The organism is Gordonia sp. DT218 (assembly GCF_049847105.1).
Taxonomy (GTDB): domain Bacteria; phylum Actinomycetota; class Actinomycetes; order Mycobacteriales; family Mycobacteriaceae; genus Gordonia.
On sequence record NZ_JBNCNS010000002.1, the window covers coordinates 451,654 to 477,331 of the forward strand.

Sequence of the window (25,678 nt, forward strand, 5' to 3'; positions counted from 1 at the left end):
TTCTCGTGATCACGCTGGAGAACGTCACGATGAAGTACAAGGCTTCCAGCCGACCCGCGCTGTCAGATCTCAGTCTCGAGGTCGACAAGGGTGAGTTCGCGTTCCTGATCGGTCCGTCGGGCTCGGGCAAGTCCACCTTCTTCCGCCTGCTGTTGAAGGAAGACAGGCCGACGTCGGGGCAGGTGTATGTGGGGGAATTCCACGTCAACACGCTCAAGGCGCGCTCGGTACCGAAGCTGCGTCAGTCGATCGGCTGCGTGTTCCAGGACTTCCGTCTGCTGCAGCAGAAGTCGGTGTCGGACAATGTCGCCTTCGCCCTCGAGGTCATCGGCAAGCCGCCGTCGACCATCCGCCGGGTGGTGCCCGAGGTGCTCGACTACGTCGGGCTCGCGGGCAAGGCCGACCGGATGCCCACCGAACTCTCGGGCGGAGAGATGCAGCGGGTGGCGATCGCCCGGGCGATCGTGAATCGCCCGCTCGTCCTGCTCGCCGACGAGCCGACCGGAAACCTGGATCCGGAGACGAGCGAGGAGATCGTCGATGTGCTCGACCGGGTGAACCGGCGCGGCACGACGGTGGTCATGGCCACGCACGACCGCCACATCGTCGATGCGATGCGTCGACGGGTCCTCGAGTTCGACAACGGCCGGCTGGTCCGCAACGACCCGCAAGGGGTGTACGGCATCGGTTAGCCGATACCTCCGCAACCCGCCCCGTGACACGACCGCCGGAGGGAACCGACCCTTCCGCCCTCGATCCCTGTAAGGACTGCGCACTCCATGCGAGCGAACTTCATCATCAGTGAGGTCCTCAACGGTCTCCGCCGCAATGTGACCATGACGATCGCCATGATCCTGACGACGGCGATCACTCTCGGCATCTTTGGTGGCGGACTGTTGGTGATCCAGATGGCCGACAAGAGTCAGAAGATCTTCCTCGACCGGGTGGAGATGCAGTTCTTCATCAATGACGCGGTCTCCGAAGCGGACCCCAACTGCCAGCAGGCGCCGTGCTCGGTCCTGCGCACCGAGATCCAGAACCACCCCGGTGTGGGCTCGGTGACGTTCATCGATCGCAAGGAGGCCTTCGAGGCCGCCAAGCAGACGTTCAAGGACAACCCCGACATCGCCGACAACATCCGCGAGGGCACCATCCCGGCGTCGCTCAAGGTGCGGATGTCCGACCCCTCGCAATTCGGGCCGGTGCTCGACGAATTCAAGGGTCGAAAGGATCTCGGCGTCGACGGGGCGCTCGACCAGCGTGAATTGGTGAAACGAATATTCAGCGTGCTCGACGGAACCCGCAACGCGGCGTTCGCCGTTGCGCTCGTGCTCGCCCTCGCGGCGATCCTGCTGATCGCGAACACCGTTCAGGTGGCGGCGTTCACTCGTCGGACCGAGGTGTCGATCATGCGATTGGTGGGCGCCACCCGGTGGTACACGCAGTTACCGTTCCTGCTCGAGGCGGTGGTGGCGGCCCTTGTCGGCGCATTCCTCGCGATCGGAGGGCTGTTCGCCGCGAAGGTCCTCTTCTTCGACAAGGCCCTGGCGGATCTGTACGGTGTCAACATCCTGGCGCGCATCGGGGCATCCGACGTGCTATTCGTGTCCCCGTGGCTGATCATCGGTGGAATTCTGTTGTCAGGTGTCACTGCATATGTGACGCTTCGCGTGTACGTCCGCGAGTGACGAACCCAGTATGAGGAGGTGTTGAGATGGTGAAGGAGAAGGGCCGCACGGTCATCGCGACGAACCGTAAGGCGCGCTACAACTACGCCATCCTCGACACCTACGAGGCCGGGATCGCGCTGCTGGGTACCGAGGTGAAGAGCCTGCGGGACGGCAAGGCCTCTCTCGTCGATGCGTTTGCCACCGTCGACGACGGTGAGATCTGGCTGCGTGCCCTGCACATCCCCGAATACGGGAGCGGATCGTGGACCAACCACACTCCGCGCCGCAACCGGAAACTCTTGATGCACAGGCGTGAGATCGACAACCTGATCGGCAAGATCCGGGACGGGAATCTCACCCTGGTCCCGCTGTCGATGTATTTCAGCGACGGCAAGGTGAAGGTGGAACTCGCACTCGCACGAGGCAAGCAGGCGCACGACAAACGACAGGACATCGCGCGGCGGACCGCGCAGCGTGAAGTGGCCCGCGAGATTGGTCGTCGCGTCAAGGGGATGTGATCGGTGCCGATACCTCGTGCCCGGGGGACGGGCCGCCGACTCCTCTGCGTGGTGGTCGTCGGGTTGGCCGTGCTGGTCGCGGGCTGCACGCCGGATCCGCCGGGCCGGATCGGCGGTGACGCCGTCGCCGTCGCCGATCTGCCCCCGACTCCGCCGATGGGGTGGAACAGCTGGAACACCTTCGGCTGCAACATCACCGAACAGACCGTGCGGGGACAGGCCGACGCGCTCGTGTCGTCGGGTCTGCGTGACGCCGGTTATCGGTATGTGGTGGTCGACGACTGCTGGGCGGCAGACCAGCGTGCCGCCGATGGCTCGCTGCAGGCCGATCCGGCCCGATTCCCATCCGGGATGGCGGCACTCGGGACCTACCTGCATGAGCGTGGGCTCAAGTTCGGTGTCTATTCGGGCGCAAGCGAACAGACCTGCACGCAGTTTCAGGGAACGCACCCGGGCTCGACCGGGAGCCGCGGGCATGAAGTGCAGGATGCGCGGACCTTCGCCAACTGGCAGGTCGATTATCTGAAATACGACTGGTGCTCAAGCGATTCCGACCATGACCACCAGGTCGAGGCGTTCACCGCGATGCGTGACGGCATCCGCGACACCGGGCGTCCGATCCTCTACAGCATCAATCCCAACAGCGGGGTGAGCGGATCGGTACCTGGTACCCGCTATGACTGGGGCGGGGTGGCGACGATGACGCGGGTCACCAACGACATAACTCCGCAGTGGTCCACGGACACCGGGTCATCGGGCGCGCAGGGCATCACCGACATCGTCAACGCCATCGCACCGTTGGCGGCCCGGGTGCGGCCGTCGTCGTACAACGACCCCGACATGTTGGTCGTCGGTGTGGACGGGGAGCCGGGGTTGACCGTCGCCGAGCAGCGGACCCAGATGTCCATGTGGGCCATGATGGCCGCGCCCCTCATGGCGGGTAACGACCTCACGCGGATGTCGCAGGCGACGATCGACATCCTGCGGAATCGGGCGGTCCTCGCGATCGACCAGGACCAGCGCGTGAGCGCGGGCGCACCCGTGGACAACGATCCCGAGATCTGGGCCCGGGCGATCGGGGAGAAAGGCATCGTCGTGTCGTTGACCAACCGGCAGGGCCATCCCCGCCGGATGTCGGTTCCGCTGACGAGTCTCGGGCTGGTGGGCGACAAGACCGTGAGTGCGGTCGACGCGTGGACCGGGCGGCGATACCAGGCCTCGGGCGGCCGGCTCAGCGCCGACGTCGGTGTCCACGACACGGTCGTCTTGCAGATCGCGTGAGAACGGCGACGGCCGCTGCGGATACCCGGATGATTTCGTCGCCGGGCGTTGTTAGACTGAAGTGCTCACCGAGAGATCGGTGGGTTCCTGTCTCGGGGCTGATCGGTTTCGACTGCGTGCGTCGAGGTAGGGGAAGCGTGTCGGTGCAGGCTAGAGACCACCGTAAGCGTCGTAGCAACCAATTAAGCGCCGATAAGAATCAGCGCGACTACGCCCTCGCTGCCTGACAGCGACGGCTAGTCTGTCGGCCCGGGTCTGCTCCCAGCCCGGGTCCCGGCATCATCTCGGGAGCTCACCGTCCTCGCCGGTCGCGGGTGTGGACGGGACAACCAACAGCGACTGGGATCGTCATCCTGGCTTGTTCGCGTGACCAGGAGATCCGAGTAGAGGCATAGCGGACTGCACACGGAGAAGCCCTACTGAAGCGACGGAGGACCCGGGTTCAATTCCCGGCAGCTCCACAGCAGACGGCCCCCGAACCATTGCGGTTCGGGGGCCGTTTCCGTTTCCGTGGTGCGGTGGCCGCCGGGATGCGTCAGCGGACGCCCTCCCACGCCTTCCGTTCGTCCTTGGCCGGATCCGAGACGTCGGCGACGATGTCGGTCATCAATCCGACGTGACGGGCACTGAGATCGTAGGACGTCCAGCCCGGAGATCCGGTGGTGACGAAGTCGACCCAGACGCGATGGGCGGTGTCGGCAACCGCCTGCGACGGGTGGTTGCCGAGGCGAGGCGTCACCGTCTTCTCGTGCAGGGTGTCGAAGACGAACGGGATCTCCGCCGCGTGCGACGCGCCGAACCCGCGGTTCTCCGACGGGTCCGGATAGTCGAATCGGTACATCCAGGTCGGCGTCCCGCCGGCGCGCACCCGTGTCTCCGCGACCCGCAGTGCCGGGATGCCGAAGAACCAGTCGGTGACGACGGCGGCGACGAGATCACCGGGGCGCGCATCCGGACGGTTGCGCGCATAGGTTTCGATTGACTGCTCGTCCAGTCCATACACCCGCGCGGTCGCGGTGAAGGTCGGTTCGTCGATGAGGTCGATGGTCTGCGGCGCCACCAGGAACAGCCGGGCCTCGTCTCTGGTCGAGCCGGTCAGCACCGCCACGTCGGCGCCTGCGCCCTCGGCCATGGCGTCGAGCGGGTGGCGCGGCAGGACATCTCCGTCGACGACAGGCGCAAAGGGCAGCAGGCTCATCGCGAGAGTGCCCCACTTCTCGGGGTCGGGAGTGGTCTGCACCTCGGTCACCAGATCAGCGGCGGCGGCCACCAACCTGTCCAGCGGGACCGCGGCGATGGCGTCTCGGGTCGGCTCGACGCCGAGTGACTCGGCCAGGTAACGGCCGACCATCAGTCCCTGTTCGGGACTGATGGTGTGCGCGGTCGCGCCCGACTGGGTGATCGCCCGCGTGAACAGGCCGCGGGCGGACGGCATCGTCAGCAAGGTGGACACACTCATCGCGCCGGCGGATTCGCCTGCGACGGTCACCTGACCGGGATCGCCGCCGAACGAGGCGATGTTCTCGCGCACCCACCGCAAGGCGGCGATCTGGTCCTGCAGCCCGAGATTGGCGGTGCCGTCGTCGAGGTACAGGAAGCCTTCGGCGGCCAACCGGTAGTTCACGGACACGAGCACCACCCCGTCCCTCGCGAACGCGGTGCCGTCGTACTCGGCCACCGAGTTCGACCCGTTCATGAACGAGCCGCCGTGGATCCACACCAGCACGGGCCGCGCGTCATCGAGGCCGGGGGACCAGACATTCACGTTCAGGCACTCGGCACCGTCGACGGTCACCTCGGCGAAGAGCGTCGCGTAGTGCGGCGGGTAATCACCCTTGGGTACCGTCGGGCCGAACTCATCGCAGTCCCGCGGCTCCTGCCACGCCTCCGGAGGCTGGGGAGGGCGCATCCGGTTGTCCCCGAACGGAGCTGCCGCGTAAGGGATTCCGAGGAATCGGACGACGCCGTCGGTGAGTCCCCGGCCGCGTACGGGTCCGGCCGTCGTGGTGGCGACGGGACGCTCGGATCCCTCGGACATGACAATCCTCCTCCATGGTGTGATGGTGGTCACATCAGTATCGGTCGGAGTCACTGGATCGACCGACGAATCGGCGATCCTCTTCTGACCACGGATGTCTTCGGATAGCCTGACGGTCACGATCGGGTCGGTTGTGGCGTACGCGGGGGCGGACGTGTCGATCGGCGACAAGCGATGCTGGGGAGGAACACAGATGGCGGCAGTGGCGGAAAACCGTGACCACATCGACGTGACCGGGGGAGACATCCTGCGTGGACTACGCGGGATCGGCAAGGACTGGCGCATCCTCGCCGGCGTGGTCCCCAAGATGATTCCTCGACCACTCACCCGCACCGAGTCGGTCGGCAAGACCTTCCAGGAGACGGCGGCGAAATACGCCGACCGCCCGTTCCTGCGATTCCACGGTGAATCGATGACCTACCGGGAATGCAACGCCCAGGTGAATCGCTTCGCGGCGTTTCTCGCGGAGCGCGGGATCGGCCGCGGCGATGTGGTCGCCATCCTGGCCAAGAACCATCCCGACGTCGTGCTGTGCATGCTCGCCACCGTCAAACTCGGGGCGATCGCCGGCATGATCAACTTCCATCAGCGCGGCAACGTGCTCGAGCACAGCCTCGGTCTCATCGATGCGAAAATCCTTCTGCTGCAGCCAGGGCTGGAAGAAGCCGTGGAATCCGTACCGAGTGAGGCGTTGCCGGCCGCGATCGTCGACTTCGACGATCTGAAGACGCAGAGCGCCACGCTGAGCCCGGCCGACCCGGCTGTGACCGATACCGTCCAGGCCGGCGAGACGGCGTACTACATCTTCACCTCGGGTACGACGGGATATCCCAAGGCCAGCAGGATGAGTCATCATCGATGGCATGTCGCGATGCACGGCATCGGGGGCATGGGGGTGCGCCTGCGTCCGGACGACACCATGTACGCGGCGCTGCCGTTTTATCACAACAACGCCCTGACGGTGTCCGTGTCGGCGGCGATGCGCGCCGGTGCCTGCGTGGCGGTTGGCGAACAATTCTCCGCGTCCGGATTCTGGGACGACATCATCCTCAACAAGGCCACCGCGTTCTGCTATATCGGGGAGCTGTGCCGTTACCTGCTCGCCCAGCCGGAGAAGCCCACCGACCGTGCGCATTCCGTCCGCGTCGTGGTCGGGAACGGGCTGCGGCCGGAGATCTGGGACGAGTTCACCACGCGATTCGGTATCGACCGGGTGGCCGAACTGTACGCCGCCAGCGAAGGAAACATCGGTTTCGTCAACCTGCTGGGGATTCCGAAGTCGGCCGGCTTCAGCCCGCTCAAGTACGCGATCGTCGAGTTCGACGAGGAGAGCGGGGAGCCCCGCCGCGACGGCGACGGCCACGTGATCCCGGTCGGCAAGCACGGCACCGGACTGCTGCTCGGTGAGATCAACGAGCGGGCCCACTTCGACGGATACACGGACCCGAAGGCGTCGGAGAAGAAGATCGTCGGCGACGCGGTGAAGGCCGGCGACCGCTGGTTCAACACCGGAGACGTGGTGCACGATCAGGGATTCGGCCACATCGCCTTCGTCGACCGGATCGGGGACACCTTCCGGTGGAAGGGCGAGAACGTCGCGACGACGGAGGTCGAGGCGGCCCTGGACTCCTGCGACCTCGTCGACCAGTCGGTGGTGTTCGGGGTCGGGGTGCCGGGAGCGGACGGCAAAGCGGGCATGGCCGCGGTCCTGCTCGCCGACGGTGCCCGCTTCGACCCTGACAAAATCGCCGAGCATGTGCGGGAGACGCTGCCGCGCTACGCGATACCGCTCTTCATCCGAATCGTCGACCATCTCGAACACACCTCGACGTTCAAGAACGTCCGAGTCGGTCTACGCAATCAGGGATACACCGACGTCGGTGACGACCCGGTGTTCGTCCTGCGGGGGAACCCGGCCACCTACGAGCCCTACCGGCCCGAGTACCTCGACGACGTGATCGCGGCGGGCGGGGCGAAGGTCTCCTCCTGAGTCGGTGACGGGACCGGATCGCGGCGTCGGGTGACGGCCGCACCGACGAAATCGAGTGCGGCGCCTTGCCACATCCGGAGGTGATCGAGCATGGCGTGGTCGCCGTCGGGCACCGGGACGAAGGTGGCGTCCACGCCGCGGGCATCCAGTTCGCGCACGCCCTTCTCGGTGCGGCGCGGATAGGTCCGCTCGTCGGCGGTCCCGTGCATCGCCACCACGCGGACCCCGTCGTGGATGAAATGCCAATCGGCGTACTGCCACCACGGGGCGAGGGCGAGCAGACCGACGACCCGCCGATCGGCCGCGAGCCGTGCGCCCACCCGGCCGCCCATCGAGTGCCCGATCAGCACGATCGGCACACCCGGGTGAGTGCGCTCGAGGTCGTCGAGTGCGGCCCGCGCGTACGGCATCGGACTGTTCTGTCGGCCGTTCCACCCGTAGACGCGATAGCGGACCTGCCGCACGCATACCGACCGCCCGAACCGGGCCCGGATCGACCAGGTGAACGGATACATCCGTAGCGCAGACGCCTGACGTGGACTGAACGGGCGGTAGCTGGAGTCGGTGCCGCCCGGCAGGACGAGGACGACCAGTTCGGGGGAGGAACGATTCGTGACCACGCGAGCGAGGAGTCGTGTGAATCTCATGCGGAACGGCCCTCCGTGGATCATGCGGACAGAGCTCACGGTAGCCGTTCGCTCGTAGTCACCGACCGGATCGGTCCCACGATGGCAGAATTGCGGCATGGCACACCCGCGCGCAGGAACACTGGCACTCCCCGAAGATCTGATCGATGTGACTGCTGTCGAACGCGCCTATTACGACCGTGCCCCGGACCCGACCGATCCGATGCAGCAGGTGTTGTTCGGTACCTCGGGGCACCGCGGGTCCAGCCTGGATTCGGCGTTCAACGAGGCGCACATCCTCGCCACCACCCAGGCGATCGTCGAGTACCGGACGTCGGCCGGGATCACCGGCCCGCTGTTCATCGGGTTCGACACCCATGCGTTGTCGATCCCGGCCTGGCGGAGCGCGCTCGAGGTGTTGACGGCGAACGAGGTCACCGTCTACATCGCGGAGAACGAGAAATTCACGCCGACACCGGCGGTCAGCTTCGCGATCCTGCGCTTCAATCAGGCCAATCCGGGGGTGCTCGCGGACGGGATCGTCGTGACGCCGTCACACAATCCGCCGCGCGACGGCGGGTTCAAGTACAACCCGCCCAACGGCGGACCGGCCGACACCAGCATCACGTCGGTCGTCGCGCGGCGCGCGAACGAGCTGCTCGCCGCCGGCCTCGCAGGTGTCAAGCGCATCCCGTTCGAGCGAGCACGCAAGAGCGAGTACATCCGTGAGTATCCGTACACGTTCAACTATGTGGATCATCTGCACGAGGTGGTCGACATGGCGGCCATCCGCGATGCCGGAGTCCACATCGGCGCCGACCCGCTCGGCGGTGCGTCGGTCGGGTACTGGGCGGAGATCGGGTTCCGCTACAACCTCCAGAACCTGACCGTCGTCAACCCGACCGTCGATCCGACGTTCCGCTTCATGACCCTCGACACCGACGGCAAGATCCGGATGGACTGCTCGTCGCCCAACGCCATGGCGTCGCTGATCTCCGCGCGGGACAGCTACGACATCGCGACCGGCAACGACGCGGATTCCGACCGCCACGGCATCGTGACCCCGGATGCCGGACTGATGAATCCCAATCACTACCTTGCGGTGGCCATCGAGTATCTCTTCACCCATCGCGAGGGCTGGGGTGCCGACGCGGCGGTGGGGAAGACGCTGGTGAGTTCGTCGCTGATCGACCGCGTCGTCGGCGGCATCGGTCGGCGACTCGTCGAGGTGCCGGTCGGGTTCAAGTGGTTCGTCGACGGATTGCTGGACGGCAGCATCGCATTCGGTGGCGAGGAGAGCGCCGGGGCATCGTTCCTGACCTTCGACGGCGGGCCGTGGTCCACCGACAAGGACGGGATCATCATGGCCCTGCTGGCGTCGGAGATGCTCGCGAAGACCGGCAAGACGCCGTCGCAGCGGTACCGCGAGCTCGCGGAGCGGTACGGGGAGAGCGCATATGCGCGCATCGACGCCCCGGCGTCGCGAGATCAGAAGGCGTTGCTGGCGAAGCTGTCCGCGGATCAGGTCAGCGCCACCGAGCTCGCCGGCGAGCCGATCACGGCGATCCTCACCGAGGCCCCGGGCAACGGCGCGCCCATCGGGGGCCTGAAGGTGACCACGGAGAACGCCTGGTTCGCCGCCCGCCCGTCGGGAACCGAGGACGTCTACAAGATCTACGCCGAATCTTTCAAGGGCGCGGACCATCTCGCGACGGTGCAGGCTCAGGCGCAGGAGTTGGTCGATTCCGTTCTCGTCTGACCTGCGGCTCGTCTCAGTCTGCTCTCATCGGCAGCGCGTTAGAGTCGACGTCGTCAACCGATCGACGTCGGCTGCGAAACCCGGCGGTCGCGTGAGCGATGAGAAGGTAGTGGTGTGAGCGACAAGCGCAAGCCCGCGACGCCGAAAGAGACGTCGAAATATCAGCCGAGGGCCACCTCGAGCCGGACCACCTACATCCTGGCCGGCGCCGCGGTCGCGGTGATCGCCGCGCTGGTGGTCGGCGGCATCGTGTGGAACAGCCACCGTGACTCCGGCGGAGCCGACGAGGCAGTGCTCAGCGAGAACGCGGCGCAGATCATCGGCGCGCCGTCGGCCCCACAGACGATCGACGTGTTCGAGGACTTCATGTGCCCGGTGTGCCATGAGTTCGAACAGCAGTCCGGCGCCTCGATCACCAAGGCGATCAACGAGGGCACGCTGCGGGTCCGCTATCACATGCTGAACTTCCTCGACGACCAGTCGTCGTCGGGTGACTACTCCTCGCGGGCCGCGGGAGCCGCCCAGTGCGTGGGCGCTGGGGAGGACAAGGAGATCTTCCTCAGGTTCCATTCCGCATTGTTCGCCAACCAGCCCAAGGAGGGCGGGGGCACGGACCTGAGCAACGCCGATCTCGCCCGCATCGCGGGCGAGCAGGGGGCATCACCGGCGACCCAGAAGTGCGTCGCGGACGGGGCCAAGGTCACCGAGGCGAAAGACGCCGCCGACCAATCGGAGACCCAGCTCTCGAAGGCCACCAACGGTCAGGTCGCCACACCGACGGTGCTGTCGGGCGGAGCGCCCGTCGACGGCATCATGGACGGCACCGGATGGCTTGACGGTCTGCTCGCCGACAAGGGCTGAGCGCGGCCGGCGGATTTGGCCGGAATCCCCGCGATGGTGTAGTTTTGCCCTTGCTCTTGAAACGATGTGGCCACCGCGGTGAGCACTCCGAAGGGCCGAGACAACTACACACGGGGCTATGGCGCAGCTGGTAGCGCACCACACTGGCAGTGTGGGGGTCAGGGGTTCGAGTCCCCTTAGCTCCACCCGAGTTTGTCCTTGCGCAAACACTTTCTGTGGCCCTGAAGAGCTTTTCGCTCGTCAGGGCCACAGTCTTGTTCGGGCTCAGGGCTCGAGCACGTAGCGACCGCGCGTCCCGCCCTCGGCCATGGCCCGGTGGGCGTCCGCGGCCCGGGCCAACGGCATGACGGCATGCACGCGAGTCGGCAACCGGCCCGACGCCGCGTCGGTCAGCAGCTGCGCCAGTCGGGGACCGTTCGACTGCGCCATCAGTGTGCTCACTGTGATCCCTCGCTCGGCCATGGGCACGATATTGGGCCGGACACCGACGAAGGCTCCGCCGTCGCGGACCGGGGTCAGGCCCCACAATTGCCGCGGCGTGGTGTCGACCACCGCGTCCCAACCCGTCCCGGCACTCGTGACGAACTCGGCGCCGAGACTCCGCACGAAGTGTTCGTCCGCGTCTCGGGCCAGTCCGGTCACCTGCCAATCGCGGTCGGGGGCGAGGGCGGCAACATTGGCGCCGATCGCTCCCGCCGCGCCGGTCACCAGTAGTCGGTTTCCGCCAGCGCGTGCGTCGCCGAGTAGGTCGACGATCTGCGCTGCGCTCAGGCCGCTGAGCGGCATTGTCGATGCCGCGACCAGGTCGAGTCCGTCGGGTACGACGGCGAGGTCGGCGGCGGGCACGACGAGTTGTTCGGCGTAGGTACCGAAGTCGCGGTCGAAACCGAGGACGACACCGGCGACCCGGGTGCCTACGGAGAGGTTCACGCCCAGCCCGACGGCGCGCACGGTGCCGGCGAAGTCCCAGCCCAGGCCGGTGTGCGCTGGCTGGTTGATCATGCCCAGCTCGTGGAAGAACCCGCCCACGACTCCGAGGTCGGTGGGGTTGACCGGCGTAGCCGCGACCGCGACCCGGACCTCACCGGGTCCGGGCTCGGTGAGCGGGACGTCGATGATCTCGATTGAGTCCGGTCCACTCGGATTGCGGACGACTGCGGCCCGGAAAGTAGGTGTGCTCATGTTTCGCTCCTCATGTGTTCGGTTCCGATGAGGACAATGGTCCGGGGGTTTTGGAAGGCGCTTGGAGCTGACTTGGAACGCTGGAACCGGTGCACAGGGCACTCGCGCCGAACGCGATTCAGCGTTGAGGGGGGCTCGAAACATGGTTGCCGAAAGCATGTTCGGCGTGTGTTCGGGCGTCGGCGGACCAGTGTGGGGCATGCCACCGATCGGCGATGGCGGCGGCGCGAGTGAAGTGGGCGACGGCCTCGTCGTGGTCACCGAGGTAGACGGCGAGTTCGCCTAGCGTGTGGGCGACCGGGCGCAGGGCCAGTGACACGCTCTCCGCGCCGGCCGGGGGTCCGTCTCGGTGTGGGAGCAGGTCCGCGTAGACCTGTTCGGCGGCGTCGCGGTCGTTCGCGGCGATGATCGCCAGGGCACGCAGGCTGGTAAGAAAGGTGAAGAAGAAGTCGGACCGGATGGGTGCCGGTGCTGCGTGGAAGCGGCCGACCTCGTCGCCGCGGCCTGCGGCATGGAGGGCGAGCGTGAGCAGGTCGGCGACCATGGGGCCGAGTGCCGCGTGGAAGGCCCGAACGTCCTCCAGATGGTCGCCGAGCGTGCCGGCGCCGATCCAGACCGCCGCCCGCGCGAGACAGAGGAAGCCCGCGGCGTGCACCGATCCGGCGCGTTCCATGCGTTCGGTGGCCTCGGCGTAGCGCCGTTCGGCATCGGCGAATCGGCCCTCGATGAGCACCAGCGTCGCCAGCGCGATCTCGGCGGCGGCGATCGCCTCCGGCATCCGGTAGGTGCGGGCGAGGCCGAGCGCTTCTTCGGTGACACGGCGCATGGTCGTCGGGTCGTTGGCCGCCGCGGCGTTCGCGGCCTGGTCCAGCAGTCCAGTCACGCGGTAGACGGGCAGGTCGTGTTCGACGCCGATCGTCACCAGCTCACGGGAGTACTCCTCTCGGCCGGACGCGCGTGCGAGAACCAGCAGCGCCGCGGCGCGAAGACGCGGGTCGGCCGCGAGGTCGAGGGCTTGTCTCCCCGCCGCGACGACCGTCGGATCGTCCTCGCCAACCAGCTCGTGGGCGTAGGCGATGAGAAGGTGGGCCCGCAGGTCGGGGGCGAGGTCGGGCCGTTCGAGCAGGCGGCCGAGGCGTTCGACAATGGGGTGGTCGACCGTGCCGTATGGGCGGGCTTGCCAGGGGGTGGGTTCGGTCCAGGCGGTGAATGCGGCGACCATCAGGTCCTCGCGCCCGATCGAGTCGGCGTACTCCACGGCCTGTTGGCGTGTGTCTCTGGCCGCGGTGAAGGATCCGGCCCGTACCTGTGCGCGTAGCAGCCTGCCGAGCAGGTCGATGTGATTGTCCGGGTCTACGGAATTGGTGATGGCCTCGGTCAGTAGCGTGGCCGCCACGTCATAGGCATAGCGTGCCTCGGCCAGCTCCGCGGCGCGCACACAGTAGCCGACGGCTTTCGGTGACCCCGCGCGCGCGTAGTGATGTGCGAGGGCAACGATATCGCCCGACCCCTCGAGAGCCGCGGCGATCCGGGCGTGCATCCTCCTGGTACGTACCTGGCTGACATCGGTCACCAGGGTGTCCCGGACCAGAGTGTGCACGAACCGGACGCGCCCGGGCCCCGGCTCGTCGAGCAATCCGGCGATGACGCCTGCGTCCAGTGCATTGAGCACGCCGTCCTCGTCGGTGTCGCTGGCTTGGACCAGCACATCGACCGAACTCTCTCGTCCGGCCACGGCCGCCAGCCGCAGGACGGAGACGCCGCCCTCGGGGAGCCGGGCGAGCCTACGCCGCAGCACATCTCGGACACCGTCAGGGACCTCGGAGAGCGCGACCAGCGCGCCCTCTCCGTGTAGCAGGCGCGCGCTCTCCCGCACGTAGAAAGGGTTGCCGCCGGTTCGCTCGGCTATCCCGGCCACGGTCGTGTCGTCGGCCGCGCAGTCGGCACGTACAAGCTCGCCGACAGCGTCTGCGGACAGTCCGGGCAGGTCCAGCCGCAGCGGGGCGGACCGGGCGAGGGAGCCGAGGGTGTCGGTAAGCCGCTCGCTCTCGTCCCCGCGATACGCCGCGACGATCAGGATCGGGGCCCGTACACCCACGCCTCCGCTGAGCAGATCCAACGTCGTGCCGTCCGCACAGTGCAGATCGTCGAGGATCAGCGCGACGGGACGTGCGCCTGCGGCCGCGGTGAGCCAGTTCCACAGTGCCCTGCGCAGCCGGAACCGCCCGGCCGTCGCGTCACCGGCGCCCGGCGCGGAATCGCTGAGCAGCGGGGCCAGATCGCCGGACAGCTCGCCGGGCGGGCACATCGCCGCCACGGCCTGCAGGGCCTCGACCCACGCCCATGCGGGTGGAGCGCTGTCCAGCTCGGGGCAGCGTCCGGCGGCCACGAGCCACCCGTCCTGTTCGAGCCGTGCGCCGAGATGCTCCAGCAATGTCGACTTGCCGAGTCCGGCCTCCCCGGTGACGAGCGCGACACGAACCCCGTAGGCGGCGGCTTCCGTCGCCGCGGCCATCATCGCCGCGAGTTCGCGATCGCGGCCCACGAATGCGCCGGCGCCGGGTACGCCGCTTGACGGTTCGACGGTTCGCAGCGCTGATGTCGTCGAGTCCGGTCGTGCCCCAGGCGTTCTTGTGATATCTCGGACCTGTTCCGCACGGGCTTGCGCCGTGGGTTGATCGAACGACGGGGCGCTGTCGCCGGGCACCTCGGCGCGCCGGGTTGCCACGGAGGTCAGCGGAACGGCGGCACGCAGGAAATCCGTGCGCTGGGCGAGGATTGCCGCTTCCAGTTCCAGCAGATCCGGGCTCGGATCGAGACCCAACTCGCCGGCGAACGTCGCGCTCGCGCGGCGCAGCACGGCCAGCGAGTCCGCTCGGCGACTGCTGGCCCACAGCGCAAGGGCGAGCATCCGCCAGCCCTCCTCGCGCAGCGGCTCGTCACGGGTGAGGCCCTCCGCCTCGGGAACCACCGTCGCGTGGCCGCCCAGCCGCAGCCCTGCCGCGACGCGCAGTTCGCGGGCGACCACCCGTAACTCGTCGAGCCGGGCGATCTCTGCTGCGGCCCAGGGCTCGTCGGCGAACTCGGCGAACGCCGGTCCTTGCCAGAGAGCCAACGCCGCACCCAGCCGTTCGCGGGCGGCGCGGGGATCGGCGAGCGCACGAGCCTCGTCGAGCAACTCTTCGAAACGCCATGCGTCCACCGATTCCGGCGGCAACCGCAGCGCGTAGCCGGGTGCGGCGCTCACCAGCATCCGGGCCGGGGTGCGTGGCGCGCGACCGGGTTCCAGCAACCGGCGCAGGTTGGACACATATGCCTGCAATGAAGTGCGGGCACTGCCCGGCGGTTCGCCACGCCACAGATCCTCGACCAGGCGATCGACCGACACGACCTGCCCGCGGGCGGCCAGCAGCAGGGCCAGCACCCCGCGCTGCCGCGGTCCGCCGAGCGGGACCGGCCCATCGCTGTCCTCGGCCGTGAACGAGCCCAATACCCGGATCAAACCCATGATCCGGCCGATCGTACGCGCGGCCGGCACCGGTGTTCCAAGTCGTCTCCAAGTGCCTTCCAAAACTTGGGGCTCAGTCTAGGCGCATCGAACCAGCGAACCGATGAAAGACGAAGGGAACCAGCAGATGAGTATCGACACATATGATATGGAAGTGGTCCACCGCGGACTCCGCCGCGAATCGTGGCTGCTGATCGAGCTGGTGGCGGCGGTCCCGCCGGGCAACACCGCTCGCGCTGCCATCGTCGCCGACCACTTCCGCCTCTACCGGCTGGGGCTGCAGAATCACCATGAGGGCGAGGACGAGCTGTTGTGGCCGCCGCTGCTGGCCCGGGTGGACCTCGGGACCGAGATCGTCCTACGGATGGAAGCTCAGCATGAGCGAGTGGCCTCCACGTTGACCAGGCTGGACGCCGATGTGCCGGTCTGGGAGGCCAACGCCGGGGCCGCCGAACGCGATGCCCTCGTGGCCTCACTCATCGACCATCGGGCGGTCCTGACCGAGCACCTCGACGACGAGGAAGCCACCCTGCTGCCACTCGCCGCCGACCACCTCAGCGAAGCGGAATGGGCCTCGCAGGGCGAGCACCTGGTGGCGCACACTCCCAAGCTCACACTGCTCACACTTTTCGGGGTGGTCCTCGAGGACGCGAACCCGTCCGAACGCGCACGCCTGCTGTCCGGCCTACCCGCCCCGGTCCGCGGCATCTGGCACATCTTCGGCCGCCCCCGCTACGCCCGCTACATTCGCCGCGTCCGTGCGGCCTGACCATTTCCGACCATCCGAAACCAACTCTTCACCAAAGGAATTCATCGTGTAGCCGATCATCGGCAGGTCCCTCGCCGCACTGATCGGAATCGCGGTCATCGTCATGGACAACTCATTCTTCTGGGCGCCGCAGGGTGCGACCGGCTTCGGTATCCGGAATCCCACTGTCCAGGATCCCGCTTTCCGTGCGTGGCCGTGTGTCAGGGGCATCCGTGACACGGCCGCCGGAGCGTCCATTCTTGTCCTGCTTGCCGGCGCTACTCGCCGCGCTCGTACTCACCCTCGCCCTGGTCCCGATTGGAGACGCGGCGGTGGTACTCCGCAGCAAGGGTCGGCGGCTTCCGGAGTCCACGCCTCCTCCGCGGCCGTGATGATTGTGGTCGCAATACTACGCGGGATGACACCAAAGATACCAGCGCACAATGACTTTCACACTTCAGCGTGGGGGTCAGGGGTTCGAGTGCCCTTAGCTCCACCCATGAAACCCGCTCTGACCCCGGTCGGAGCGGGTTTCACTGTTGCTGGGCGATCTCCCGGGACCGTCAGCCCTTCTTCAGCTCCTCGGCGAGCATCACGATGATGCCGCTGGGACCGCGGACGTACGTGAGCTTGTAGACGTCCTGATAAGTCGCCACGCCGCGCAACGGGCGGCAGCCGTGCCGCGCGGCGATCTCGAGGGCGTGGTCGATGTCGTCGACGGAGAAGGCGACCCGGTGCATACCGATCTCGTTGGGAAGCGTCGGCGCCGTCTCGATGGCCTCGGGGTGGATGTACTCGAAGAGTTCGAGGCGACCCTGACCATCCGGCGTCTGGAGCATCGCGATCTTGGCATGGTTGCCGTCGAGACCGACGGCGGTGTCGGTCCACTCACCGCTGACCGTGTCACGGCCGAGCACCGTGAGCCCGAGGTCGGTGAAAAAGGCGATCGTCGCTTCGAGGTCACGGACGGCGATGCCGACGTTCTCCAGTTTGATGGCCATGCGGTGCAGGCTACCGGGCCGGGCCGTCGCGGTCGGTGATCTCGAACGTCAAGCGGGCATCGTCGCCGAAGATCTCCAGTTTCCGTGCCACCTCGGGTAAGAGGACTCCGAAGCGCCAGCGTCCGTCACTCTGCTCAGTCGGCACGGGTGTGTCCTGTCGGCCGGCATCTTTCAGCCCTTGGGTGATCGGTTCAAAAGTATCGATCGCTCCGCCGATCGACGAGTTCCATGCCGTGAAGGCCTCAATACCCGTCTGCGCCTGGTTCGGTCCCACGTCGACGATCAATGAGTCGGCCCAATCGAAGACCTGCTCGAGATGGTCGGAGAAATCGAAGATGCTGTTGCGTTGGGCGAGTTTGCTCACCCGGAGGACGAGGCTGTAACGAGCTCGCCCTTTGTGACGGACTTCGGCACCGGCGACGTCGGCCATCGATGCGGGATCCAGCAGGAAGGTACTCAGGAGCGGGACGGGATGGTCGGGGCTGTCGCCGAGTCGACGTAGCTCGTCGTCGAGCTGAATGGGACAGTACTGGTCGGCCCGCTGCTCGCTCAGCACCACGGGAAGCCCACGAATGGACAGGCGTAGATCGGCCTGCCACGTCACGTGATCGTCTCCGCCTCGATCGTCAGGAAGGGTCGCCAATCCGTCCAGACCGACCTTGACCGTCCAGCGCCCGAACAGGAAGCGCCGCAGGTTCTGATAACCCTCCTCCGAGTTCACCTCGCCGTACCGACCGGAATGAGACCGATACACGAAGGCGCGGTGCGCCTTTCGAACGTAGGCGTTCTCGATCCGGACGAGGCCGTCGCTCTTGGGGCCGACCACCACCTTGGACGGACCGTAGTCTTTCGGATTGGTGCCGATCAGGCAGAACACGTCGTCGGTGTCCAGCACGCCGGCGAGGTCCTGCGGGTCGAACTCGCCGTTCCTCGGTTCGTCACCGAACGTCTTGCCCGGGGTGAGGTATCCGTACATCTTCTCTGGGGCGAAGATGTCTGCACCGGCCGGGCCGACGGTCTCCTCGAGCCAGTTCAGCACGCCGCTGCCGAACACGATGCCGCCGTGCGGGGTTCCGTAGGTGAAGAACTTCGTGACGAGTTCTCTTGCCGGCGTTCGCTTTTGTTCTTGGCAGACCTTCTGCATCATGCAGCGCGCGACGAGTCCGCCCATCGAATGAGCCACCAGGATCACCTTGTCCGCGCCCGTCTTTCGACGCACCAGATCGATCAGGTCGTAGAGGCCGAGGGCAGCGTCTTCGATGTCGAATCCGTCGGAGGTGACGCGTTGATGGATCGAGGAGTACACCCTCTGCGCGACGCTCCGGTGCGGCGGCGCTGCAAATGTCGTCGCGGCCTGATCGTAGAACCGGTACACCCAGATCGAGTCATCCACGATGGCACCGTCCTCGGCAGTGCGTAGGTAGGCTTCCTGGTCGCCGTGCACCAGCAGTTTGTAGTCGTGGTCGATCAGCAGTCGCAGCATCGGCCCTTCGAACTGATAGAAGCGCGGGTCCCCGTTTCCATCGACCCGGATATGCGTGGCGCCTTCGTTGAATCCGTAGAACGGATCATCGACCTGGCTGTCGATGCCGGCGGTGCCACCGGCGTAGCCACGGATGTAGATGATGGGGTATCGCTCCATGTTGCGACCTTTACGCGCTGAGCGGCACCTGGCCCGGACAGACGAGGTGGAGGAATCGAACACTCCCGATCATTGTGCGAGCCCGGCGATCCGAGCGGAAGAGTAGTGCACTACCCGAGTCGGGCGACGTGTCCTGTGGTCGGTCGCCGCCTCTCAGAGAAGCGCATCGGCCAGCGCCGCCGGCTGACTCAGCGCTGCCAGGTGTCCGCCGGGGACCACCACGGCATCGACGCCGAGGCGCTCCTTGGCGAACTGTACCTGGAAGTCCCTCGGGAACAAGCGGTCGTCGCGACCGGTCACGACCGTGACGGGTGCGGGCCAGACGTCGAACGGCGTGGCACAGTCCATGATCGCGTCGGACTGTTCGGGCTCGCCCTGCCTCATCGCCTCCTCGACGACGTCGTCGGGCACATCGTGGAAGAACTCCTGCATCTCGTCGATGTCGTCGCCGAGTTCACGGCCGTCGGCGGCGGCGAGTGCCTTGCGTGCCTGCCCGGCGCCGCTGTGGCCGAACCAATGACCCGGGGTCTCGTGGGGGAGCGGGATCATCGCGTTCACCAACACGATGCGTTCGGAGCCCACTCGCTCGGCCAACACCGGTGCGGTGAATCCACCCAGCGACTGCGCAACCACCACGACGTCACCGTCGCCTGCCGCGATATCGATCCCGGCGTTGCGGAGTTGCTGCACACAGGCGTCGGTGTAGGCCGCGAAGTCTGCGGCCGGATCCCCGGACGGGAGGTCGAGCGCCACCGCCCGATGTCCCCGCTGCTCGAGTTCCGGGACGACGCGATGCCAATACCAGCCGCTACCACCGGCCCCGGGAACGAGTGCGAAGGTCGCCATCCGCTCATCCTAGGGGCGGACCGGCAGGGCCGGATCGGATCAGCACGACCCAAACCGTGGGCAAATGCGCCGCATCGGGATTGACTCGTCGCGCATCGCACACCCAGTGAAGGACGCAAAATGACCCGACAGTTGCACCTCGGCGGATTCCTCATCGCCTCCCCGGTCACCCATTCGCATGCCGCGTGGCGGCATCCGGGTTCGGAAACCGACTATTTCGGCCCCGATCACTATCACCGCGTCGGGCGGATCCTCGAGCGCGGCAAGTTCGATTTCGCGTTCTTCGCGGATCTGCTCGCCGCTCCCGTGCGATTCGGCGGCGACCAATCCGAGCCCTTTCGCCGGGGCACCCAGGCGGCCGCGACCATCGACCCGACGCTGGTGGCCGCAAGCATCGCGGCCGTCACGAGCCGGCTCGGCATCGCGGTCACCAAGTCCACCACCTACTTCCACCCCTATGAACTCGCGCGTGTGTTCGGTTCTCTCGATCACCTGACCCGTGGCCGCATCGCGTGGAACATCGTCACGTCGCTGTCGCAGGCCGAGGCCCAGAACTTCGGATTCGAGTCGCATGTCGAGCACGACGAACGCTATCGGCGTGCGGAGGAGTTCGTGAGAACCGCGATCGAACTGTGGTCGAGTTGGGAACCGGATGCGGTATCCGCGGACAAGGAATCCGGCGTGTGGGCCGACCCGGACAAGATCCGGACTGTCGATCATGTCGGTGAGTACTACCGGACGCGCGGGCCGCTGAATCAGCCCCGATCTCCTCAGCACCGCCCGGTGCTGATCCAGGCCGGGTCGTCGGAGACCGGGAAGAACTTCGCCGCACGATGGGCGGAGGCGATCTTCGAGATCGACCCGACCCCGGAGGGACGTCGGGCGTACTACGACGACGTGAAGTCGCGGGCATCGGATCATGGTCGCAATCCCGATCACGTGAAGATCTTTCCGTCGTTCATCCCGTTCATCGGCGAAACGGCATCCATTGCACGGGAGAAGCAGGACTTTCACAACGAGCTCGCCGATCCGATCTCGGGGCTCATCACGCTTTCGGTCCACACCGATCACGACTTCTCGCAATACGACCTCGACGCGCCCGTCGCAGACATCTCCGTGAGTGGGACACAAGGACTCTTCGACCTCGCGCGCCGACTCAGTCGGCGCGACAGTCTCACGTTGCGTGACATCGGCCAGCTATATGCCCAGGGAGTTCTGTTGCCGCAATTCGTCGGAACGGCCGCCGATGTGGCGGATCAGATCGAGGAGTCCTTCACCGGGGGAGAGGCGGACGGATTCATCGTGTCGAGCGCCCAGACCCCGGGCACGTTCAACGACTTCGTCGACTATGTGGTCCCGGAACTACAGCGACGCGGATTGTTCCGTGAGGAGTACCACGGCACGACGCTGCGTGAGCATCTCGGGCTCGGCACCGCCGACGAGGATCTCCCGGCCGATCTGCGAGCCGAGTCGGCACCGCTGGCGGGTTGAGTGAAATGCCGAAGGCCCGGACCTCCACGGGTCCGGGCCTTCCGGCGACAGGCGTTCGCGATGGCGAAGCGTGTTCAGTTGGTCAGTGCGCGGCCTCGAAGGCCTCGATCACGCTCAGCGGGATGCGGCCCCGATCGCTGACCTCGTAGCCGTTCTTGTTGGCCCATTCGCGAATGGCCTTGGTCTGTTCCTTGCTGCGGGCCGTGGAGACCGGGGTCGCTCGCTTGACGCCTCGTGACGTCACACGCGAAACCGAGACATACTTCTCCAACGAATCACGGAACTGTGCCGCATGCTTCGACGAAGTGTCGAATTCGTAGGTTTTTCCGTCCAATGACCAGCGTACGGTCTCGTATTCGTCGAGGACCTTGCCGTCGATGTCATCAATGACTTGGACGATTTCCTTCTTCGCCATAGTGAACTCCCTGCCCTCGTGGTGAGAATCTGTTCTCACCTGAATTGTCTCGACCAACCATTCGTCGTGCGCAAGCCGGGAGCAACCACGAATGTTTCTTTGTTGGTCGAATACATGATAGACGTCCGGAAATAATAAGTTCCTGAGAACCCAACCATTCCCTGGAGTATGCGAATAACGACTCGGGTGATTACCGGAGTCCGATCATGACGTAGGCGGACTGGGGACAGGCGTTTCCTGATTATCGTCGCGGGTGGTCGCCGTTGCGGATTCGGAAGCCGACTCGGGTATTCCGGTCAGCGCTGTCGGTGCACGATCGGCGGCCGCAATCGGGAGGTAACCCGTTGGGGTGATGGCGAATCCGGACTTCGAACGGGATTCGAGACAGTACATCCCGGCCGTCTCGACGAGACAGGAGAACCGCGAGATCGAAATGGTGTGGCCGTAGTCCACGATTGTGCTTCGGTACAGGACGGGATACCGATTGGCGCACGCGCCGCGTTGTGCCTCATCGGTGCTCAGCGTCACAAGATTGCGGGCCCACTGACAACTGCTCGGTGTGTCGGCCGGCGGGTTCCCGCGCGTTTCCGTGTTCAGTCGGCATGCCAGCGTGGCGCTGCCATTGGTTCCGGTGGAACAGTTCACCCGACGGTCGGGAGTGGTGAAGTGGAAGCCAGACGTGTCCTCGATCGGGGAATTGGGTCGCACCGAACCCTGGTGGTAGTGGGAATTGTCGACACGAGGCGCCAGTGCGATCACGCGGCCGATCGTCCAGTCCGGCAGTGCGACGGCGGTATCGGGGGTCGACGGAGCCGCCGCAGTTGTCGTCGTCTCGATCTCGGATTGGGTCGACAGCACATCGGTGGGTGGCAGCACGATCCGAGACGGGTCGGTCCCCGAGGTGAGCGAGCACGCCGCGCTGACGAGCGCCACCAGCGCCCCGACGACGCAGACATGTAACGAGCGCCGGCGCGGTCGTCCGTACCCTTGCACTGTGTCGACTCCCAAGATCGTCTTGTTCTATGTGTTCACACCGCTGGCCGATCCCGACGCCATCCGATTGTGGCAGCAGGCCATCTGTGAGCAGCACGGCCTGCGCGGCAGGATCATCGTGTCATCCCACGGCATCAACAGCACCGTCGGCGGCGACATCGTCCAGGTGAAAAGGTACGTCAAGGCCACCCGCTCATATCCGGCGTTCAAGCACGCCGACATCAAATGGTCCGACGGGACCGGAGACGACTTTCCGCGATTGAGCGTCCGAGTGCGGCCCGAGATCGTCACATTCGGCGTGCCCGACGAGGTCCGGGTCGATCACGACGGTGTGGTCGGTGGCGGCACCCGGCTGAGCCCCGGCGAGGTCAACGAACTGGTGGCCGACCGCGGTGAGGACGTGGTCTTCTTCGACGGCCGGAACCGGATCGAGGCCGAGGTGGGCCACTTCTCGGATGCGGTGGTCACCGACGCGCAGTCGACGCGCGATTTCGTCCCGCTCCTCGACAGCGGGGCCTACGACCACCTCAAGGACCGGCCCGTCGTCACCTATTGCACGGGAGGGGTGCGCTGTGAGGTCCTCAGCAGCCTGATGCGAGCGCGAGGATTTCAGGAGGTCTACCAACTCGACGGCGGCATCGTGCGCTACGGCGAGGAGTTCGGCGACGACGGGCTGTGGGAGGGCTCGCTCTATGTGTTCGACGACCGCATGACGGTCGAATTCTCCGACCACGCCGCGGTGGTGGGCACCTGTGCGCGCTGCGGGGCGCAGACCAGCGGTGTGGCGAACTTCCCCGACGCGCTCGGTCGCGAGCTTGCGGTGATCTGTCCGGGCTGCGAGGCCGGTGCAAGCAGCGAGTCGCTGGAGGCGGCGGCACGGTGACCCGCGAATCGGTACCGGTCGTCCTGGTCGCCGGGTACCTGGGATCCGGCAAGACGACCCTGCTGAATCACCTGCTGCGGCGTGCGTCGGGAACCAGGATCGGCGTGCTGGTCAACGACTTCGGGTCGATCAACATCGACGCGATGCTGATCGCCGGTCAGGCCGACGGGACGGTCAGTCTGTCGAACGGCTGTGTCTGCTGCAGCGTCGACGCCGACGGGGTCGAGAGCGCGCTGACCGCTCTGTTGCGGCCGGCCGCGGGGATCGACGTGATCGTGATCGAGGCGAGTGGGATCGCCGAGCCCCGCGCCCTGATCCGGATGATCACTGGCCTCGCCGATGCGAGGTTGCGGTACGGCGGCCTGGCCTATGTGGTCGACGCGGCTGCGCTGACCGACCTGCGTCGGCGCCACCCGGAGGTTGACCGGCACATCGAGATCGCCGACCTGGTGGTCATCAACAAGGCCGATCTCGTCGACGACCCCGAGTTGGCCGTTGTGCGCGACACGGTCGGCGCGGTCAACGACACCGCGCCGACGGTGGTCACCGCCGATGCCGTGGTCGATCCCGAGCTGTTGTTCGACGTTGCCGGTCGGCGGGATGCACCGACCGCATCGGGTGGCCAACTGACCCTCGACGCGCTCCTCGCGGAAGCCGATGACGAGGATTTCGGTGGCGGCGACCACGGTCATGACGGCGACGACCACTCCGGCCACGCCCACCTCCACGACGGGTACCAGTCCGTCGAGTTCATCAGCGAGGCCCCGCTCGATCCGAGGCGACTGGCCGCATTTCTCGAGCGTCCGCCGGCCGGCTGCTACCGGATCAAGGGCGTCACCGCCTTCGACGTGCCGGGACATCGTCAGAAGTTCGTGGTGCATGCCGTCGGCGGGTTCGTCCGGGTGCATCGGCTGCCGTGGTCGGGAGAACCGAGGATCTCGCGCCTGGTGGTGATCGGCGCAGGTCTCGACCCGTCCGAGGTGCGTGGTGGGCTCCAGGCGACCGTCGGCGGCGGTAGCCCCGACGAGCACGGCATCCTCAGCATCACCCGATATCTCTCGTCGGTATGAGGCCCGGCGTGCCCCGGCGCTATGTCACAGCTCCCTAACGGTTTGCATCACCGCAGGTCGCGAATTTTCGTTTCGTCTGGCAGCCTGTTTCACTGTTACCAATGTGACTAAAGTGGCCAGTGTTGCATCTTGGAAGGGAGTGTGGCGCCGGTCCGGCTGCAGGTCGGATGGCGCCCGGTGTGTGATGACCCAGACTGTGATGACCCGGCGTTCCGGGGAACGGATGATCGGCCGACGGCGGCGGATCGTCGTGGCGGCGATATCCGCGCTCACCCTGACGGCCGGCACGATGACGACCATCGCGGCCCCCGACGCTGTCGCGGCGCCGCAACCGACCGGCACCGTCCTGGCGGGCAAGACGATCTTCCTCGATCCCGGACACCAGGGCGGCTCGGCCGGGCACAACCTCAACGCGCAGGTACCCGACGGGCGCGGGGGCAAGAAGGACTGCCAGACGTCGGGTGCGACGGGCGTGAACGGCACCCCGGAACACACCGTCAACTGGCAGATCACCCAGTTGGTGAAGGCGGGCCTGGAGAGTCAGGGTGCTCGGGTCGTGCTCAGCAGGCCCGACGACACCGGATGGGGTGGCTGCGTGGATCAACGGGCCGCCGCCGCCGGCCGTTCCGGTGCCGCGGTCGCGGTGAGCCTGCATGCGGATTCGACCTCCGCCGGGTCGGATGCGTCCAAGAAGGGCTTCCACATGATCGTGCCGCAGCTACCGGTCCCGGACGGCACGGTGAACCGCGTCCAGGGTGGTGAGGGCCGCAAGGCCTCGTCGGCCATGCGGGATGCGTTCGTGAAAGCAGGTTTCCCCGAAGCCAACTACGCAGGTGTCACCAAGGGTCTGCAGACCCGGTCGGACATCGCGGCGGTGAACCTGACGAAGGTTCCCGCGGTGTTCATCGAGATGGGCAACTTGTCGAATCCGACTGAGGCGGCGTCACTTTCGGGTAAGGACGGCCAGCTCAAGTACGCGATGGCGGTCACCGACGGCATCCTCGACTATGTCCGCGGTCCGGCGGCCGCGCCTGCTCCGGCACCGGCGGCCCCCAAGTCGGCGGCGCCCAACTCTGCCGCGCCCAACTCTGCCGCGCCCAACTCTGCCGCGCCCAACTCTGCCGCGCCCAACTCTGCCGCGCCCAACTCTGCCGCG

Annotated in this window: 22 protein-coding genes, 1 tRNA gene and 1 other RNA gene; 15 read left to right on the forward strand and 9 right to left on the reverse strand. The window is 66.5% G+C overall.

Features of this window, described 5'->3' with window-relative positions; all coding sequences use genetic code 11:
• Positions 1-5: 5 nt before the first annotated feature.
• The 5 genes from ftsE to ssrA all read left to right on the forward strand — a co-directional run bounded on the left by ftsE (position 6) and on the right by ssrA (position 3,933).
• A complete protein-coding gene (ftsE, locus tag ACPXCG_RS08845; RefSeq protein ID WP_425791162.1) occupies positions 6-692 on the forward strand; it encodes a cell division ATP-binding protein FtsE in 687 nt (228 codons plus the stop codon).
• A gap of 87 nt (positions 693-779) precedes the next feature.
• Positions 780-1,688 carry a permease-like cell division protein FtsX gene (gene ftsX / locus ACPXCG_RS08850; protein ID WP_425791164.1) on the forward strand — a complete coding sequence of 303 codons (909 nt, stop codon included), beginning with the start codon at positions 780-782 and terminating at the stop codon, positions 1,686-1,688.
• 26 nt (positions 1,689-1,714) lie between these two features.
• Positions 1,715-2,188, forward strand: a complete 474-nt coding sequence (smpB, locus tag ACPXCG_RS08855) for an SsrA-binding protein SmpB (protein ID WP_164308896.1) — start codon at positions 1,715-1,717, stop codon at positions 2,186-2,188.
• A gap of 3 nt (positions 2,189-2,191) precedes the next feature.
• The gene (locus ACPXCG_RS08860) at positions 2,192-3,469 is read left to right on the forward strand and encodes a glycoside hydrolase family 27 protein (protein WP_425791167.1); all 1,278 of its coding nucleotides are present in this window, start codon (positions 2,192-2,194) and stop codon (positions 3,467-3,469) included.
• Between the two features lie 94 nt (positions 3,470-3,563).
• Positions 3,564-3,933, forward strand: a transfer-messenger RNA (tmRNA) gene (gene ssrA / locus ACPXCG_RS08865).
• 71 nt (positions 3,934-4,004) lie between these two features.
• On the opposite strand, the gene ACPXCG_RS08870 is transcribed toward ssrA, so the two are convergent.
• On the reverse strand, positions 4,005-5,507 hold the full coding sequence (locus ACPXCG_RS08870) for a carboxylesterase/lipase family protein (protein WP_425791169.1): 1,503 nt from the start codon (positions 5,505-5,507) through the stop codon (positions 4,005-4,007).
• 193 nt (positions 5,508-5,700) lie between these two features.
• Between ACPXCG_RS08870 and ACPXCG_RS08875 the strand changes: the two genes are divergently transcribed.
• Complete coding sequence (locus ACPXCG_RS08875) at positions 5,701-7,497, forward strand: long-chain-acyl-CoA synthetase (protein WP_425791171.1); 1,797 nt, start codon at positions 5,701-5,703, stop codon at positions 7,495-7,497.
• Here the strand turns inward: ACPXCG_RS08875 and ACPXCG_RS08880 are convergent.
• Positions 7,437-8,144: an alpha/beta hydrolase gene (locus tag ACPXCG_RS08880; protein WP_425791173.1), complete on the reverse strand. Its 708-nt coding sequence runs from the start codon at positions 8,142-8,144 to the stop codon at positions 7,437-7,439. The two genes, ACPXCG_RS08875 and ACPXCG_RS08880, sit on opposite strands and share 61 nt — an antisense overlap.
• A 97-nt stretch (positions 8,145-8,241) precedes the next feature.
• Here ACPXCG_RS08880 and pgm point away from each other — a divergent pair, with 97 nt between their 5' ends.
• From pgm to ACPXCG_RS08895, 3 genes are all read left to right on the forward strand, one after another.
• Positions 8,242-9,882, forward strand: a complete 1,641-nt coding sequence (gene pgm / locus ACPXCG_RS08885; protein WP_425791175.1) for a phosphoglucomutase (alpha-D-glucose-1,6-bisphosphate-dependent) — start codon at positions 8,242-8,244, stop codon at positions 9,880-9,882.
• Positions 9,883-9,996: 114 nt separating this feature from the next.
• On the forward strand, positions 9,997-10,743 hold the full coding sequence (locus ACPXCG_RS08890; protein ID WP_425791177.1) for a DsbA family protein: 747 nt from the start codon (positions 9,997-9,999) through the stop codon (positions 10,741-10,743).
• Between the two features lie 112 nt (positions 10,744-10,855).
• Positions 10,856-10,928, forward strand: a tRNA-Ala gene (locus ACPXCG_RS08895).
• Between the two features lie 79 nt (positions 10,929-11,007).
• On the opposite strand, the gene ACPXCG_RS08900 is transcribed toward ACPXCG_RS08895, so the two are convergent.
• Positions 11,008-11,925: an NADP-dependent oxidoreductase gene (locus ACPXCG_RS08900; protein WP_425791179.1), complete on the reverse strand. Its 918-nt coding sequence runs from the start codon at positions 11,923-11,925 to the stop codon at positions 11,008-11,010.
• A 118-nt stretch (positions 11,926-12,043) separates the two neighbouring features.
• The gene (locus ACPXCG_RS08905; protein ID WP_425791181.1) at positions 12,044-15,433 is read right to left on the reverse strand and encodes a BTAD domain-containing putative transcriptional regulator; all 3,390 of its coding nucleotides are present in this window, start codon (positions 15,431-15,433) and stop codon (positions 12,044-12,046) included.
• A gap of 127 nt (positions 15,434-15,560) precedes the next feature.
• Between ACPXCG_RS08905 and ACPXCG_RS08910 the strand changes: the two genes are divergently transcribed.
• Positions 15,561-16,202 carry a hemerythrin domain-containing protein gene (locus ACPXCG_RS08910; protein ID WP_425791183.1) on the forward strand — a complete coding sequence of 214 codons (642 nt, stop codon included), beginning with the start codon at positions 15,561-15,563 and terminating at the stop codon, positions 16,200-16,202.
• Positions 16,203-16,299: 97 nt separating this feature from the next.
• A complete protein-coding gene (locus ACPXCG_RS08915) occupies positions 16,300-16,782 on the forward strand; it encodes a DUF4267 domain-containing protein (RefSeq protein ID WP_425792082.1) in 483 nt (160 codons plus the stop codon).
• Here the strand turns inward: ACPXCG_RS08915 and ACPXCG_RS08920 are convergent.
• From ACPXCG_RS08920 to ACPXCG_RS08930, 3 genes are all read right to left on the reverse strand, one after another.
• Complete coding sequence (locus tag ACPXCG_RS08920; protein ID WP_425791185.1) at positions 16,745-17,182, reverse strand: VOC family protein; 438 nt, start codon at positions 17,180-17,182, stop codon at positions 16,745-16,747. The genes ACPXCG_RS08915 and ACPXCG_RS08920 overlap by 38 nt on opposite strands.
• A gap of 10 nt (positions 17,183-17,192) precedes the next feature.
• The gene (locus tag ACPXCG_RS08925; RefSeq protein ID WP_425791187.1) at positions 17,193-18,824 is read right to left on the reverse strand and encodes an esterase/lipase family protein; all 1,632 of its coding nucleotides are present in this window, start codon (positions 18,822-18,824) and stop codon (positions 17,193-17,195) included.
• Positions 18,825-18,977: 153 nt separating this feature from the next.
• Entirely contained in the window at positions 18,978-19,670 is a 693-nt protein-coding gene (locus tag ACPXCG_RS08930; RefSeq protein WP_425791189.1) for an alpha/beta fold hydrolase, read from the reverse strand.
• A 120-nt stretch (positions 19,671-19,790) separates the two neighbouring features.
• Between ACPXCG_RS08930 and ACPXCG_RS08935 the strand changes: the two genes are divergently transcribed.
• Positions 19,791-21,161 (forward strand): LLM class flavin-dependent oxidoreductase, encoded by a 1,371-nt coding sequence (locus tag ACPXCG_RS08935; RefSeq protein ID WP_425791191.1) that lies wholly within the window; start codon positions 19,791-19,793, stop codon positions 21,159-21,161.
• Between the two features lie 82 nt (positions 21,162-21,243).
• Here ACPXCG_RS08935 and ACPXCG_RS08940 read toward each other — a convergent pair whose 3' ends face one another.
• Both ACPXCG_RS08940 and ACPXCG_RS08945 read right to left on the reverse strand, forming a co-directional pair.
• Positions 21,244-21,576 carry a histone-like nucleoid-structuring protein Lsr2 gene (locus ACPXCG_RS08940; RefSeq protein WP_425791193.1) on the reverse strand — a complete coding sequence of 111 codons (333 nt, stop codon included), beginning with the start codon at positions 21,574-21,576 and terminating at the stop codon, positions 21,244-21,246.
• Positions 21,577-21,780: 204 nt separating this feature from the next.
• Positions 21,781-22,509 carry a hypothetical protein gene (locus ACPXCG_RS08945; protein ID WP_425791195.1) on the reverse strand — a complete coding sequence of 243 codons (729 nt, stop codon included), beginning with the start codon at positions 22,507-22,509 and terminating at the stop codon, positions 21,781-21,783.
• A 61-nt stretch (positions 22,510-22,570) separates the two neighbouring features.
• Here ACPXCG_RS08945 and ACPXCG_RS08950 point away from each other — a divergent pair, with 61 nt between their 5' ends.
• The 3 genes from ACPXCG_RS08950 to ACPXCG_RS08960 form a co-directional block, all read left to right on the forward strand.
• Positions 22,571-23,452 (forward strand): rhodanese-related sulfurtransferase, encoded by an 882-nt coding sequence (locus tag ACPXCG_RS08950; protein WP_425791197.1) that lies wholly within the window; start codon positions 22,571-22,573, stop codon positions 23,450-23,452.
• The gene (locus tag ACPXCG_RS08955) at positions 23,449-24,522 is read left to right on the forward strand and encodes a CobW family GTP-binding protein (RefSeq protein ID WP_425791199.1); all 1,074 of its coding nucleotides are present in this window, start codon (positions 23,449-23,451) and stop codon (positions 24,520-24,522) included. The genes ACPXCG_RS08950 and ACPXCG_RS08955 overlap by 4 nt, the downstream gene beginning before the upstream one ends.
• A 184-nt stretch (positions 24,523-24,706) precedes the next feature.
• Positions 24,707-25,678 (forward strand): N-acetylmuramoyl-L-alanine amidase (locus ACPXCG_RS08960; RefSeq protein WP_425791201.1); only part of this gene is annotated, 972 nt, incomplete at its 3' end.

What these genes read in the sequence shown, in the direction of transcription:
- ftsX (WP_425791164.1), top strand. Translation starts at nt 780, where the DNA reads ATGCGAGCGAACTTCATCATCAGTGAGGTCCTCAACGGTCTCCGCCGC.
- smpB (WP_164308896.1), top strand. Translation starts at nt 1,715, where the DNA reads ATGGTGAAGGAGAAGGGCCGCACGGTCATCGCGACGAACCGTAAGGCG.
- ACPXCG_RS08870 (WP_425791169.1), bottom strand. Translation starts at nt 5,507, where the DNA reads ATGTCCGAGGGATCCGAGCGTCCCGTCGCCACCACGACGGCCGGACCC.
- ACPXCG_RS08875 (WP_425791171.1), top strand. Translation starts at nt 5,701, where the DNA reads ATGGCGGCAGTGGCGGAAAACCGTGACCACATCGACGTGACCGGGGGA.
- ACPXCG_RS08880 (WP_425791173.1), bottom strand. Translation starts at nt 8,144, where the DNA reads ATGAGATTCACACGACTCCTCGCTCGCGTGGTCACGAATCGTTCCTCC.
- pgm (WP_425791175.1), top strand. Translation starts at nt 8,242, where the DNA reads ATGGCACACCCGCGCGCAGGAACACTGGCACTCCCCGAAGATCTGATC.
- ACPXCG_RS08900 (WP_425791179.1), bottom strand. Translation starts at nt 11,925, where the DNA reads ATGAGCACACCTACTTTCCGGGCCGCAGTCGTCCGCAATCCGAGTGGA.
- ACPXCG_RS08905 (WP_425791181.1), bottom strand. Translation starts at nt 15,433, where the DNA reads ATGGGTTTGATCCGGGTATTGGGCTCGTTCACGGCCGAGGACAGCGAT.
- ACPXCG_RS08910 (WP_425791183.1), top strand. Translation starts at nt 15,561, where the DNA reads ATGAGTATCGACACATATGATATGGAAGTGGTCCACCGCGGACTCCGC.
- ACPXCG_RS08920 (WP_425791185.1), bottom strand. Translation starts at nt 17,182, where the DNA reads ATGGCCATCAAACTGGAGAACGTCGGCATCGCCGTCCGTGACCTCGAA.
- ACPXCG_RS08925 (WP_425791187.1), bottom strand. Translation starts at nt 18,824, where the DNA reads ATGGAGCGATACCCCATCATCTACATCCGTGGCTACGCCGGTGGCACC.
- ACPXCG_RS08930 (WP_425791189.1), bottom strand. Translation starts at nt 19,670, where the DNA reads ATGGCGACCTTCGCACTCGTTCCCGGGGCCGGTGGTAGCGGCTGGTAT.
- ACPXCG_RS08935 (WP_425791191.1), top strand. Translation starts at nt 19,791, where the DNA reads ATGACCCGACAGTTGCACCTCGGCGGATTCCTCATCGCCTCCCCGGTC.
- ACPXCG_RS08940 (WP_425791193.1), bottom strand. Translation starts at nt 21,576, where the DNA reads ATGGCGAAGAAGGAAATCGTCCAAGTCATTGATGACATCGACGGCAAG.